The sequence below is a fragment of the Bartonella doshiae NCTC 12862 = ATCC 700133 genome (assembly GCF_000278155.1).
Taxonomy (GTDB): Bacteria; Pseudomonadota; Alphaproteobacteria; order Rhizobiales; family Rhizobiaceae; genus Bartonella; species Bartonella doshiae.
In genome coordinates, this window is sequence record NZ_JH725094.1 from 1 (window position 1) to 14,870 (window position 14,870).

Here is a 14,870-nt window from a genome sequence, read left to right on the forward strand (position 1 = left end):
GCATCACTTCCAGGAATAAAAGAGCCTTTTCCTAAACCTTGACCAACAAGATCACGCATTTGTTTTTCAATCAGCTGCTTTTCAAAATACGCATCCCCTAAGAAAAAAATCTCCCGATCAGGATTGTAGCCAATTCTGTTCAAATAATAAGCTGAGCCATAAAACTTGCCAACATCGAGGAATTCTGCCCGCGTTTCATAAAGAAAATTTTGTTTCGGCAGCGTGCCACCAACCCCACCCGATTGGGGTTTTGGTAAAGGCAACGAACTCCCATCCGAAACACCAGCTGTACCAGCTATAGAGATGTTTGGTGTAAATAAAGCACCAGCACCGGTTAAACCGCTTAATGCCTCCAGTGGATTACCTCCAGCCGCTTTGGCTTCAAAATGCGCATCCCCCGTAATCGAGCCTTCCGCTGCCGTGTTGTCGAGTTGATCAACCACCAAATTCAATGTGCCCGCCGCTTGGACAAGACCAGAAACGCTCTCCAAAGCTTCTGAGCGGATATGACGATCCTTGCCATTGGCTATGTCTAAAGAAACATCGCGGCTTCCATCAGCTTTATAGCCATAACAACTGTCTGTGTTTGCATGACAAACCATATAGGTGTTTTTATAAGCCGTTGCTCCTAAATTGGTTAGCACGCCGGCATGGATATCAGCGTTTCCTTCCGCTCTCATAATGCTATAGTTATTCTCAATGGTATCAGCGTTAATGATGAGATTGCCGTGAGATTGTATCATTCCCTGAACAGACGGTTTATGCGAAAATGCTTCAGTGACTGTTTTCTCTGTCATATATGCAGAATCATTCCACTGATACCCTTGTATGACAAATTCAAAACCATCTATACTCAGCCCGGAATGAATTTTTGCAGTTTTCCAAGTAAATGCCTTGTAGATTGTTCTATCTTCCAAAGTTATCTTGCCATAGGTTCCCTCTTTGTCAGGCCAAAGCTTTATTATCTCAAACATACCCCAGGATTCTTCTTTATTCTCATGTATAGCGCTCCATAAATCATCTCTTGTGTCATAATACAAAAAACCGTCTTCACCAGGATAAAAACTATGTGCAAGAGCCTCAGAGCCTTCTGGTTTTTCGAATGCGATGGCGACTTCTTCCGTTTTTTCTGTGATGACAGGCGTGCTATCAGCTTCGTTTTTCAGGGTGTTGGTTTGGATATTTAAGCTTCCACCAGCTTGAATCAAGCCTGCTTTATTAACAAGAGAAAAGCTTTTCCCGGTACCTTCTGCATTGGTAAAAGATAAATCACCCTCTGCTACAATGGCACCAAAATCATTGAGCAAAGCCCCATCGACTTTGAAGGCTCCACTCCCCCCAGCATAGATTAAACCCGTTTTGCTGTTCCTTGCATCACCCCTCACGCTAAAGGCTAAATTCTGTCCCGATGCCAATTGACCACTATTTTCAAGCTCCCCTGTTTTGATGGTAAAATCTCTGGCTGCTAAAACAGATGTAGCCTCATCCACCATAACGCCTGGAGCAACAAAAAGAATATCTCCAGTCCCCCCCTGATCTGTCACGGCTTGTAGCCTTGCATGGACAATCTCAAGAGCTTTGGTACTGTTAAAATCTAAACCGCCATAAGTCAGCGTGCTCCCCGAAACATCAATATGATCCCCCTTTAAATACAGCGTTTGCGGTGTGTAAATATGAGAACGATTATTGCTTAAATCGAGAGCGTTTGCCGTTAACCTCACATCCCCCTTAGCAGACAGCTCATTCTCAACACTGATCCCTCCTGATACCGATGTCAATGTTGCTGTGCCAGAGCCGATAACCTGACCATAATAAATGTCTTGGCCAGCAGAAAGTTCAATATTTTCACTACTAACAATCTGCCCAACCTTTACACCCCTTTGTGCCGTGAGAGAAAGGGAACCTTTGTCATGCAAAGAAAGAGCGCCTGTAGCTCTTGCACTCGATTGAGCAAAATCAACACCCGTAATAAGTGTTCCTGCATCCAGATTCTCAACCTTTAAAACAGTATCACCACCCGTCATCAGTGAAGCAAAATCGACTACCCCTCCATCAATCACTGCTTTGCCATAGGCTACAAGTTGATCAAAATGAACCGCAGCATTTGTTTCTGGTTGTGCATGAATGGCAACATTTTGATGCGACAGAATTGTTTGAGAAACTGAAAGCCCGTTATGAGAAACCAGGGTGATATCTCCTGCTCCATAAACACTTTCAGCGAAAATCGCACCTTGACTGCTCTGGAGAGCAACATCCCCTTGGGAGCCAAGAACAACAACACCAGCAGTACCCGTTGCCGCCATATCAACCCCACCAGCTAAAAGCTGCGCCTGGATATCACCTCCGGCATGTGCCTTGAGGTTCCTTTGCGCTAAAACAATCCCCTCAAGCCTCAAGTCTCCGCCCGCTTCAAGAGCCATATCAGCACCTGACCCTAGCCCTGAAACTTGGAGAAAATGGCGCGAAGATAGCTCCATATTGCCCCCCGATGTTGCTTTTCCTGCAATCAATAAAAGCCCATCCTGCGCATCTACGCTCAAATGACCATCCGCACCAACCGTCTCTAACGTGACATCCTTTTTTGCTGCAATCTCAATATGCTTTTTCGACGTAATGTGCTTTGCTAATACGCTCTGGCTTTTCGATTTGAGGACAACACCATCATGACCAAAGACATCCTTCAACGAGAGTTTCCCATCCGCAGAAAGATGTAACTGCCCCGCATTGGCCGCCATATCATGACGCATGCGAACCCCAACACCTTTTTCTGTCGCCACAAGTTTTATTCTGTCCGCCTGTAGAGCCCCTAACGCAGAACCATCTATCGCATATTCCGGTTTGCCGGTAATATCGGTCAGTTCCTTCATCTGCCGAGATGCGTAATCAAAGTGACCCGTGCCTGCTGTCACTCCAATCTCCCTCCCCGCAACAGCTCCTTCAAAATGCACTGTGCGTGAGACAATATCGACAATATCAACAGCACCTTGACCAGAGAAAAAATTCGCTCCCTTTGCTCCAAAGGTGATATCCCCACCTCGCACCTCAAAGCCTTTCAGAAAACCGCTCCCATCAATTTCTGGTACACCTGTGGTTAAGGTCGCATGGGGCGTATTGATAAAACCACAACCATCACAACTTATCCCATTGGGATTGGCTATAATCACATCTGCTTGATGCCCAAAAACCTCCGCTGGACCTTTCAACGCACTGCGCTTGCCACTGGTTACTTCATTTAAAATCACTTTTGCTGAACCCGTAACACGCAAATGCGGATTGCCCGGCATAATGCCACCCAACTGCGATTGTCCCACTTCTTGCGCATGATTGTTTAAAATGACACCTGGATTTCCAATATTGAAATCGTAATATTTATTGTGTGATAAGCCTTTGCCATTGGGTGTAACAATATCAATCGAGGAAACCCCATTGGGTGCTGCCACAATATCAGGACGATGAGCGGCACCTGCGTTAGGATCAACAACAATTTGCGCCTGTAACATTGCTGGCTGTAAAAGAAAAGGGAAACCAATCCCACCTACCAAAACCTTTTTAAGCATAGTACTCGATACTAAAACTTCAAACAAAATTGCCATTTTCGCTTTCATATCATATGACACTTCTTCCCCTCCTATCTATGCTTAAAGACTCATTGTTAATGTCATAAAAAATGTTCCTGGCTTCTTGTGCTTAAATGTGCTCCAAAAAATATATGATGAATTGCAAGCTGTACCTTTCCCTCCCAAAATGGTCTCTAATTTTCTTCAAAAGAGAGAGAAACTTTGCCAAGCGTTAAAGCACGTAAATGCTCACGCACAAAATCATCTATTGGTATTTTTGGATATAAAAGTGCTGAAGAGTGCGCATAAACAGTTATGCCAGAAAACATGCCAAACAACACTAAAATGGCTAGAAAAATTCTCAAAAGAGAACTTCGGCGTAAAAATACAGAAAACAATACAGATTGCCCCCCACTTTGCATCATTCAAAAAGCATTATTTAAAAACGCTTCATGAACCTCTGATAACACCGCTCAAAACAGCCCCTATCCTATGACGCTTTTAACAAAAGCACATGCCTCTGTAACCAAAGAAAAGTAACACCCAAAAACTGCTTTATTTTAGTTGCTGAAGATCTCTCTCACCCATATTTATACCATCAAAGCTGTAACCAAAATTGTTTGGAAAGTCAATGCTTAATGCCTCAACATCCCAACAATAAACTCACTCTCTAGCCCCTCTAAACCCTCAAAACGACACAAATATAAACGAGACATCACGCTATCCAAGCGCATCCTTTGATAAAATCATAGTAGCAAACAATAAAGCAATCTCTCTTAAAAACTTTCTACTCAAATACACAAAACTCTTTTTAATGGCATTCTCATAAAGCAACTTTTCTCCAAAGAAAATGATCTGAATTGCTTCAGAAAAAGAGTCTTGTCAGTTCTTTTAAAACAAAATTATATTTTAGAAAGTGACAAAACGCTTCAAAATAATTATTCTGATATTTTAAAACACGTATCAAATTTGTCTTGATTGACACGTGAAATCAATAGCAAATTCCACTATTTTGCTGATCTGACCTCATGTCATGAGCTGCTGATAAGCAGCTTTTATAAAATTTATTTTTAAGCACTTTATGGGTCTTAGCATCCTTTTCTTATTTTACTATTGCTATTTATTTTAAATAGATCTAGCAGATTTTATTTAAAGTTTTTTGACACCGATAGATCAACGCTTATAAAGCGGTGGGGTTTTATTATAAATGCTTCAATCTCATAACAAACCACTGACATTACGCTCTCTGTTACAATCCTACCGTGATCATACAGAAGGTGCGCGCGATAGAGGAACTTCTTTTGAAAAGTTTGTAATTGCTTATTTGACGCAAGACCCTCTGCAATGCCAAGAATATGAAAAGGTTCAGACCTATAGAGATTGGGCACGGGAACACGGTTGGGATGGTACTGATATCGGCATTGATCTGGTTGCTAAAATCCGTGATGAAGAAGGATATGCCGCTATTCAATGTAAGTTTTATAGTGCAAATCATCAGATCAAGAAAGAAGATATTGATAGCTTTATTGCCGCCTCGGGAAAAAAGATCTTCACACGCCGTATTCTGGTTGATAGCACCGAAGGTAATTGGAGTAACAATGCCGATCTCACCTGTGAAGGACAAGGAGTCCGCATTCAACGGATTAATCTTTTTGATCTGGAAAACAGTCAAATAGATTGGGCAACCTTTGAAAGCAAAGGGGAAGCTACTCTTAAGAAAAAAGAACCGAAAAAGCTTTTAGATCATCAACAAGAAGCGCTTAAAGCTGTTTGTGACGGTTTACAAGAAGCAGACCGCGGCAAGCTGATTATGGCGTGTGGAACGGGAAAGACCTTTACCAGTCTGAAGATAGCAGAAGCTCTTGCTGGTCAAGGTAAACGTGTTTTATTTCTTGTCCCCTCTCTTTCTCTCATGTCACAAACAATAAGAGAATGGACAGCAGATACAGAGATACCCTTGCGTTCCTTTGCGGTGTGTTCTGATACACAAGTTGGCAAGCGTCGTAAAGCCCAAGATGATGCTGCCGAACTCGATGTCTCGGATCTCGCTCTACCAGCAACAACAGATACTCAAAAGCTTGGAGAAAAAGCCAATAAGACTTCTCCTGATGCAATGACAGTGGTTTTTGCTACTTACCATTCGATCCAAGTGATTTCGGATGCGCAAAAGAAATATGCTTTACCAGAATTTGATCTGATCATTTGTGATGAAGCACACCGTACCACTGGAGCTGTGTTAGGAACAGACAAGAGTGAATCGGAGTTTATCAAGGTTCATGATAACAGCCTTATTCGGGGCAAGAAACGTCTGTATATGACAGCAACGCCTCGTATCTTTAGTGACAATGCTAAAAAACAAGCTAATGAGATTGATGCTGTTCTGGCTTCTATGGATGATGAAGAGCTTTATGGCAAAATCCTTTATTCTTATAGTTTCTCCCATGCTGTAAAGAATGGACTTTTAACGCCTTACAAGATTATCGTTTTAGGTGTTGATGAAGGAGAAGTGAGTAAATCTATCCAGCATCTGCAGCACCAAGAGATAAAATTGAGAAAACACACGATTTAGCAGAGCAATATTGCTACTCTTCAAAACATGCAAATATTTTCCTTTCCTCAAAAGCTAATAGGCATATTCTAAAAATAGAGGTTCCACAGTTCCACCCCAAATAGAGTAATAAAAAGACAAAAATTTATCAGCATCTGTTTGACCCATGGCGATCACTTCTTCTAGAGAATCCAGAAAATTTGTCTCATCAAAACCATCCGCAGCACATTGTCGGCGATTTTGTAAGCCCTTGCGTGAAATAGCAACAGCCTGACGGGCTATTTCTAAAATTATAGTTTGACGAAAAGGTGTTCTTAATCCTTCTTTTGGAACACGTCTGCGCATATCCAAAACCTCTTCAAAACACCAATCTTTTGTCAAAGCCTCTGCTTCATTAAGCGCTTCGCTATCATAAAGAAGCCCAACCCAAAAAGCCGACAACGCACATATACGCTTCCAAGAACCACAATCAGCACCTCTCATTTCTAAAAATCGTTTTAAGCGTACTTCGGGAAACAACGTCGATAGATGATTAATCCAATCTCCCATATTGGGCATTGCATTTGTAATCTGCTCTTTTAATGCTCCATTCATAAACTGACGAAAAGTTATATGTGTACAATCATAATAACGACCGTCACGCACAACGAAATACATTGGTACATCAAGTGCCCATTCAACATAATCGGCAAAACCAAAATGCTCAGAAAATACAAAGGGAAGAACTCCAGACCTCTGATTATCAGTGTCACACCAAATTTCAGAGCGCCAAGATAAAAAGCCATTCGGACTGCCTTCCGTGAAAGGTGAACTGGCAAATAATGCTGTTGCAATAGATTGTAACTTCATTGATACTTGCATTTTGCGCCGCATATCAGTTTCAGATGAAAAATCAAGATTAACCTGAATGGTCGATGTGCGATACATCATATCAAGACCACTATGACCAACTTTTGGCATATAATCGGCCATAATCTGATAACGTGATTTAGGCATTCGGGGAGTTTCCTCCAAAGTCCACTTTGGACTAGCTCCCATCCCGAGAAAACTAATCCCCAATGGCCCTGAAATCTTCTTGAGAAGTTCTAAATGTTCTATCAGCTCATAATAAGTATGGCAAATTGTTTTCAGCGGTGCACCAGACAATTCAAATTGTCCTCCAGGCTCCAAAGAAATAGCTCCTTGACCAACTGCTCCAACGAGCCCGATAATATTCCCTTCATCTAGAATAGGCTTCCATCCTAAAGCTTCTTGCATTCCTTCTAGAAGTGCACGAATTCCCCTTGTTCCTTCATAGGGAACGGGACGAAAGCCATCTCTATAAAACGGAAATTTTTCATGTTCTGTACCAATACGCCAATCATTCTTCGCCTTACACCCCCCTTGGAAATAGCTAACCAAAGAATCTAAGTTAGGAATTTCACTTTCATCAGTTATATCAAGCGCCATAACTTATTGTACCCCATCATCAGTTCCATTATTTCAAATGAATCATTTAGAATGATTTCACAAACTTCTCAATCAGTTGACCAATAATCCCCCACGGTAGCATTAATAAGAGCCAAAGCAGCAACAGCTGCAGTGTCAGCGCGCAAAACACGCGGTCCTAACGATATCGGAATTACCATAGGATGTTTTTTTAAAAAGCTCCGCTCCTCTTCACTAAACCCACCCTCTGGTCCAATAAGAACACCCACCCCTGTCATTTCGTGCTTTTTTAAAAGATGTAATGGATTATGCAATTTATGCGCTTCATCACAAAAAAACAAAGGTCGCATCTCATCCCAACGTGCTAAAAGTTCTGCTAACGAAACAGCTGGTATACATTCAGGCAAAGATAAAATGCCACACTGTTCAGAAGCTTCAATAACATTAGCCTCCATACGCGCCATATTGATACGCGTAACCTGTGTGTGATGCGTTATAACAGGCTGCAAAATTGATGCCCCCATCTCAACAGCTTTTTGCACCATATAATCCAAACGAGCATTTTTGAGTGGAGCAAAACAGTAAATGAGATTTGAATGCGTTGTTTGCAATCTTTCTTGATGGGTAAGTTGAACCACAACAAATCTCTTCCCAACAAAGATAAGTTTCCCAAGCCACTCACCATCCTGTCCATTAAAAAGTAAAATTTCATCTCCCTCCCGCATACGCAAAACGCGTATAAGATAAGAAGCTTGCGCCTTCTCTATCTTTATCTCCTTATTCATAGCAAATGGCTGTTTAATAAAAAGTCTTTTAAGTTTATAATTTATGCGCATAAAAAATTGTGCCAAAGCTTACGATAATAAAAAAATATATAACAAAAAGCTAAAATCATATCTATAGAACTATAGAATTTTTTGAGCTTTATAAAATAATAATGGGAACAAATGGAACATTAAGTGATTCTGTTTATCTACAAGTTTATAATAACACAACTATTCACCATTGCATTCAGTAACTGATCGCATAATTGGAGAAAAATATGTCTGCTAAAAAAGCCACAGTGATTACAATTACTACTCTCTTAGCCTTTATTCTGATCACTATAGGAATCGGTTCTGTTGTAGCAGATGGAAAGAACGTAACCGTGAAAGACGGCTATGGCATCTCTTCTGAGATACAATAAGCACAATACCAGAATATTCTTAAAGCTTTATACTAAAACAATATTTTTCAATAACTTTCTAAAAGCCCTGCGAGTAATAAAGGGGAAAGATCAATTTGCACCACCGCTCTCTTTTTACCCAAAAATTGCCATAATCTTGGCCTGATGAGCTAAGAGAGAAGATAAAAGGCTGAGCAAGGCTATTTGCAAGACATTGGATATCTCTGCATAAAGTTTCTGAATTGTTACTTTTCCGTAATTGCCCCTGCAATGTAAATTCGTTCTACCAATCTTGAATATTAGCAGATGAAATTGCACCCCAAAGAGATACATTCCAATCCGCCACACACATCAATGATTGTACCACTGTCATGATATTATCTGAAAATTTTGTTTGGATATCCCAACGCTCAAATGTTGTTGAAAGAGTATTGTCATTTACTAAATGGAATTGTTCATTTTTTAAAAGCAATGCATGCAATTTACTCACATCATACCCTAACAATCGACCAGAAGACATGTTCAATGCTACTTCCTCCTGCATTTTCTTAAAGATTTCTGACCAAGAACTAGCAAGCGTTTGTACTGTCATGGTAAAGTCTACCTTGCTCTGTACAAATGGAATGATTTTTAAAGCTTCTAAGGCTACTTTTGTATCAATGGAGGTCCCTGAAATTTGCCCTTCAATACACATTTTATGACCAACTTGTGCAATTTGAATATTACTTTGAAGCGATCCATCAAAAACGTGCGCATGTCCAAGATCAAAAATGCCATGCCCATCTCTTATTTGTATTGCAGCAGCCAAATCTTTGAGCTCAAGATTCCCTATTTTTGCTTGTGGTACAGAAAGCTGTACATCAACTCCAATGTAATCAAAAATTGTCCTATCAAAGAATATTTTTTTCTCCTTAGCAGAAAAGAATACTGCTCTTAAAAAATTTATCTAGATCATCAAAAGCTAAAGATCCCATTATAGCTGGCACATGATTCTGAAAATCAACTTCTAAAGCGCCACGCGCTTTTGCTATACCCATCGTAAATGCCACATTATTCATCTCGATATGCATTGGTTTTGCTAAAAAACGAGACTCCCATACAATAGGTGTTTGTAATCCATGCCCCCACAATTGCTTGCCACAAATTCAAGCTAACGTTTGAGTCCAGCTAGGGGAATGAACTGATACTTTTCCGTCAAAAATGTAATATTCAGATAGCCATGCCTTCCCTACGAAGGTTACAGCACCACGCACCGAATTGACATTTGCCTTAACTTGGCTTTTTCCTCCCGCTAAAAGCAGCAATGCTTGATCAGCATCAATTGATAATTTTGTTAACTCCCCACGCCAACGCGCATCTGCACGAAACTGTGCTGCCTGTGTTGCTTTTGGCCAATCTAAAGTTGCATTTAATCCCGTTATTTTTTCTGGCATACCAGAAATACTATCATGATACACAAGTATGCCATTTTTGATCTCAATTCTCCCGAAGGGTTGCTCCAAAAAGCACTCTATATCTAGCTGATCAGGGTTACGTTTAATTATTTCACGAGCATTGCGTATTGCTAATCCTAATGCACCTTGTAGCCGTGAAAATTTATTAAAAAAATCTGCTACTGTTTTAATGGGCTTTTCCATAACAAATTGCGGATGCACAATTCGCGTCTCTAAAAAAGAGACGTGGCCCCAAAAAAGATCCATAAAAGAAAGACTAACTTCTATTGATTCAGCTTTCATCAACGGTACAGCATTATTCATTTTTGATGTTAAAGTAACACCGGAAAGATATGCTTTAGGGTAAGGAAAAAGATTTAACCGCGGAGGATCACGCAATTGTACATTATAACCTGTCCACGCACTCAAATCCCGTGCTAAACGAATACGTATTGTATTTGTAGATACAAGATAAGGTAAAACGAAAATACCAACTCCAAACAAAAAACAATTGTAATGAAAATTCCGCTCAAAAATTTTGTTATTCTGGCGCGCGCAATATTCCTCTACACTTTTGCCTCTACAACAGATTAAAAGCAAACCTAAATAAATGTTAAAAAGTTTCTGATAATCCTCAAATCCGTCAGATCTCATTTGAGAACTTCATTATTCTTGTTCTTATCCAAAATTTATTGGAACAACAATGTTGCTGCTTCTTTATAAAGCCATTATTTAAAAGTCTTCTGAAAACTATAAAATACTTAGCATTATCGAATCATTCTTAATGTTCTCATATGAATATTGCTATAAAGTTCTATTGTATCTTCAGCAAATGCTTTACAACAAATAAATAGCCCTACCGAAAGGATTGCTCTCATGAATAATATTATCGACGGAAAAAAACTCGCTGAAGAAATTATTATGAAAGTTAAAGCTGAAACAACCAAACTCCGCGATAATTATAAGATACAACCCGGTATTGCTGTTATTATTGTTGGAGATGACCCCGCTAGTCAGGTATATGTTACATCAAAAAGCAAAAAAGCTGAAGAATGTGGTTTTCTTTCCATAAAACATATGCTTTCCAAAGAAGTAGAAGAACAAGAACTCCTTCAACTTATTGCAACATTAAATCATGATCCCAAAATCCATGGTATTTTAGTACAGCTTCCCCTCCCCGCTCATATTAATGCAAACCGCATAACACAAGCTATAGCTTTCCAAAAAGATGTTGATGGTTTCCATTATATCAATGTAGGAAAACTCGCAGCACATGCCCTTGACGATGCTATCATTCCTTGTACACCAGCCGGTGCTATGATGATGATTGAACAACAATGCGGACGTGATTTATCTGGTCTTGATGCTGTTGTTGTTGGTCGCTCTAATATTGTTGGAAAACCTATGGCTGCTCTCTTAACAGCAGCAAATGCTACTGTAACAATTGCTCACAGTCGCACCCGCGACCTCGATGACGTATGTCGTAGCGCAGATATTTTAGTAGCAGCTGTAGGTCGTCCACAAATGATTAAAAAAGATTGGGTCAAAAAAGGTGCTATTGTTATTGATATTGGCATTAACCGTATTGCTGCACCAGAAAAAGGAGTTGGAAAAACACGTCTTGTCGGTGATGTTGATTTCGAAGAAATAAAAGGAAAAACCGCTGCAATAACCCCTGTTCCAGGGGGCGTAGGGCCAATGACAATTGCCATGCTTATGGTTAATACGCTCAAAGCCACAGCTCGATTACATAATTTACCGGTCCCCAAATTATAAGGATTTTATACACATGATTGGTATAACACAACATCTGTTTACACCAGTATCTTTACATCTATGCAAATGTAAACCAATACCATTATGAGATTTGTCATATCCCGATGTTGCGTCTCTTGCATTGAAACCACTCATGAAAAGCATCTTTCCTCCTTTCTTAAATGATTTTATCCATATGCCAATCTCATTTGTAACATGCAAAAAATAGCCTTTATTGCCTCATTATAAAGAGAGTTTGAAATGAAAGAACTTCAGTATTTGAGGTTCTCTTTCAAGATATAAAACGATAAATTACCAACAAAAATAAATGTATTGTAATATTTATTATATACTTCTTTCTTTTCTCCTTTTCGCGCTAGGCTTTTAACTCATGCTATTATAACAGATGCCCCTTGATCTGCACGGTTAACAGTTTGACGAAAAAGCTCACGTCCAACGCCATATTCATTCTTTGACAGATCAGGAGACCTAATGGTTCACGCGTTAAATTGTGCTAAATCTCCCAAAATAGTCAACTTACATACATGTGCATCAAGACAAATGATGTCACCATCCTGTAAACGTGCAATGGAACCATTATCTAAAGCTTCTGGTGTCACATGAATTGCAGCAGGTATTTTTCCTGACGCTCCTGACATACGACCGTCCGTTATCAATGCTACCTGTTATCCCCGATCTTGTAAAATGCTCAAAATTGTCGTCAACTTATGAAGCTCTAGCATACCATTTGCTTTTGGTCCTTGGTAACGAATAACAGCTATAAAGAGTCTTTATTATTCAATGCTCCAGCTTTAAAAGCCTCTTGTAATTCTTCTTGATCATTAAAGACAAGAACTGGTGCTTCAATCCGCCAACACTCAAATTTAACGGCTGAAAGTTTAATAATGGCTGCCCCTAAATTCCCCGACAAAACACGTATACCACCATCAGGCTGAAAGGGCTTTTTCCATCCTGTTAACACTTTATGATCGCCACTTTCCTTTAAAGCATGATGACGCACCACACTACCATCAGTATAAAGCTTTTCCTCAATTGCATAAGCATTGAGATCTTTTCCAAACACTGTACGAACATTTTCATGGACCAAACCTGCCTCTATCAATTCTCGAATAATAATCCCATACCTCCAGCAACACAAAAATGATTTATATCCGCCAAACCATGAGGGTAAATCCGTGCTAAAAGAGGAACAACTGACGAAATTTCTGCAATATCACACCATGTCAAGCAAATAAATGAATGGCATGATTGGTAGAACCTCCTGTTGCATTTAATCCTACAATGACATTCACAAAAGAACGCTCATCGATGACCTTACCAATAGGCGTATAATTATCACCAAGAGCTGTAATTTTAAAAACACGCTTGGTAGCTTCCTGTGTCAATGCATTACGTAATGGTGTATTCGGCATTGATAAAAGAAGCTCCAGGTATATGAAGCCCCATCATATCAAGTATGACCTAATTTGTGTTCGCTGTCCCATAAAATATACATGTTCCTGGCTCATGATAAGAACGCGCTTCTGATTCCAACAATGTTTGGTGATCTATCTTATTTTCCGCATAAAGTTGGCATACCTTTGCTTTTTCATCATTACCTTGACCACTCGTCTAGGACCCGCAGGAACAAAAATTCCTGGCAAATGACCAAATGTTATTGCTCCAATCACCAAACCAGGTACAATTTTGTCACAGACTCCAAGGTACAACACCACATAAAATGTATCATGTGATAGGCTATAGCTGTCGCCATTGCAATCACTTCACGCGAAAAAAGAAGAAAGCTCCATCCCTACATTTCCTTGCATCACACCATCACACATCGCAGGAACACCACCTGCGACTTGTGCCACACCACTAATCATACAGGCAGTCTCTTTAATTAAGTGAGGAAAAGTCTCAAAAGGTTGATGTGCTGAAAGTATATCATTATACGCAGTGATAATACCAATATTCCCAACAATATTACACTTCAAACGCTCTTTATCTATTGGACCACAAGCCGCAAAACCATGAACCTGATTGGCGCATCCCAAAAAACTCCGTTTGGGACGATTTTCTTGTGCTTTTCTAATACGGTCTAGATAAATTTCTCGTTTTGGTAAAGAGCGCTCATAAATTCTTCGCGTGACTGTAGCAATTGTTTTGAAAGGGCCATGTTTATTCCTTTTTATATGTGCGTCTCATTACCAAAGAAAATTACGTATTAACTGTATCCGTACGTTTTGCTGCACTTATTTCATCTTCTGTAGGCGACCAATAAACCTGAACAAGATGATGGGCATTGCGTAAAACCGCGCGAACAGGCATTTCTATCTCAGATCCATCCTGACAAACTTCTTCAAAACAATCGCGTTTCTGAAAACCTTCAAAATGAAGAATAATACAACGAGATTGTATAATAACTGGTAATGTCAGCGAGAGCCTAGACTCGAGAGTACTCTTGGCATGAAGTGGTAAAACAAGTGCCTGAGTCTGAAGATCAAGTGCTTGCTTTAAACGATCAGCATCAGGAAAAAAGGAAGCAGTATGCCCATCAACACCCATTCCCAAAACAATGACATCAAATGGTCTAGGCAAAGTATTTATCCGATTAGCTGCTGTAAAAGCAGCGAGCTCAACAGTGATTGCCTTCTGATAAAGTCCTACAAAACGTGCTTTAGCTGCAAAATTTTGTAATAAATAACGCCGCACCATATGTTCATTTGAACGCTCATGATGCGCAGGAACAAAACGTTCATCAACCAAAGTGATGATGATATTTTGCCAATCAATATCAGCTTTTGACAAATAATGAAAAAACAATTCCGGTGTTCTTCCACCAGAAACAGCTAAAATTGCGCGCTTACGCTCAAGCACAGAAACACTCAGCTCTGCTGCAACACGATCAGCCAATGCCGAAGCTAAAGTAGTAGGTGTTTCAAAATCTAAACGGTCAATATTTATTTCATGCATATTTTATC

Annotated in this window: 7 protein-coding genes and 3 pseudogenes; 3 read left to right on the top strand and 7 right to left on the bottom strand. The window is 39.9% G+C overall.

Annotation, left to right across the window (positions count from 1 at the left end; genetic code table 11):
- Together MCS_RS00005 and MCS_RS00010 are read right to left on the bottom strand one after the other, a co-directional pair.
- Positions 1-3,605 (bottom strand): filamentous hemagglutinin N-terminal domain-containing protein (locus MCS_RS00005; protein WP_154645798.1); only part of this gene is annotated, 3,605 nt, incomplete at its 3' end.
- A gap of 146 nt (positions 3,606-3,751) precedes the next feature.
- Positions 3,752-3,982 carry a hypothetical protein gene (locus MCS_RS00010; RefSeq protein WP_004854158.1) on the bottom strand — a complete coding sequence of 77 codons (231 nt, stop codon included), beginning with the start codon at positions 3,980-3,982 and terminating at the stop codon, positions 3,752-3,754.
- 782 nt (positions 3,983-4,764) lie between these two features.
- Here MCS_RS00010 and MCS_RS00015 point away from each other — a divergent pair.
- A pseudogene (locus MCS_RS00015) lies at positions 4,765-6,099 on the top strand (restriction endonuclease); the annotation flags it as partial.
- Between the two features lie 81 nt (positions 6,100-6,180).
- Here the strand turns inward: MCS_RS00015 and MCS_RS00020 are convergent.
- Together MCS_RS00020 and MCS_RS00025 are read right to left on the bottom strand one after the other, a co-directional pair.
- The gene (locus MCS_RS00020; protein ID WP_004854162.1) at positions 6,181-7,554 is read right to left on the bottom strand and encodes a glutamate--cysteine ligase; all 1,374 of its coding nucleotides are present in this window, start codon (positions 7,552-7,554) and stop codon (positions 6,181-6,183) included.
- A 68-nt stretch (positions 7,555-7,622) separates the two neighbouring features.
- Positions 7,623-8,369, bottom strand: coding sequence for a 16S rRNA (uracil(1498)-N(3))-methyltransferase (locus MCS_RS00025; RefSeq protein WP_004854164.1), 747 nt, complete (start codon positions 8,367-8,369; stop codon positions 7,623-7,625).
- 206 nt (positions 8,370-8,575) lie between these two features.
- Here MCS_RS00025 and MCS_RS08430 point away from each other — a divergent pair, with 206 nt between their 5' ends.
- On the top strand, positions 8,576-8,719 hold the full coding sequence (locus tag MCS_RS08430) for a hypothetical protein (protein WP_004854166.1): 144 nt from the start codon (positions 8,576-8,578) through the stop codon (positions 8,717-8,719).
- Positions 8,720-8,777: 58 nt separating this feature from the next.
- On the opposite strand, the pseudogene MCS_RS00030 reads toward MCS_RS08430, so the two are convergent.
- A pseudogene (locus tag MCS_RS00030) lies at positions 8,778-10,691 on the bottom strand (AsmA family protein).
- A gap of 316 nt (positions 10,692-11,007) precedes the next feature.
- Here MCS_RS00030 and folD point away from each other — a divergent pair.
- Positions 11,008-11,907, top strand: coding sequence for a bifunctional methylenetetrahydrofolate dehydrogenase/methenyltetrahydrofolate cyclohydrolase FolD (folD, locus tag MCS_RS00035; protein ID WP_004854171.1), 900 nt, complete (start codon positions 11,008-11,010; stop codon positions 11,905-11,907).
- Positions 11,908-12,275: 368 nt separating this feature from the next.
- Here the strand turns inward: folD and edd are convergent.
- Both edd and pgl read right to left on the bottom strand, forming a co-directional pair.
- A pseudogene (edd, locus tag MCS_RS07940) lies at positions 12,276-14,081 on the bottom strand (phosphogluconate dehydratase).
- Between the two features lie 25 nt (positions 14,082-14,106).
- On the bottom strand, positions 14,107-14,862 hold the full coding sequence (pgl, locus tag MCS_RS00050) for a 6-phosphogluconolactonase (protein ID WP_004854181.1): 756 nt from the start codon (positions 14,860-14,862) through the stop codon (positions 14,107-14,109).
- Positions 14,863-14,870: the final 8 nt, after the last annotated feature.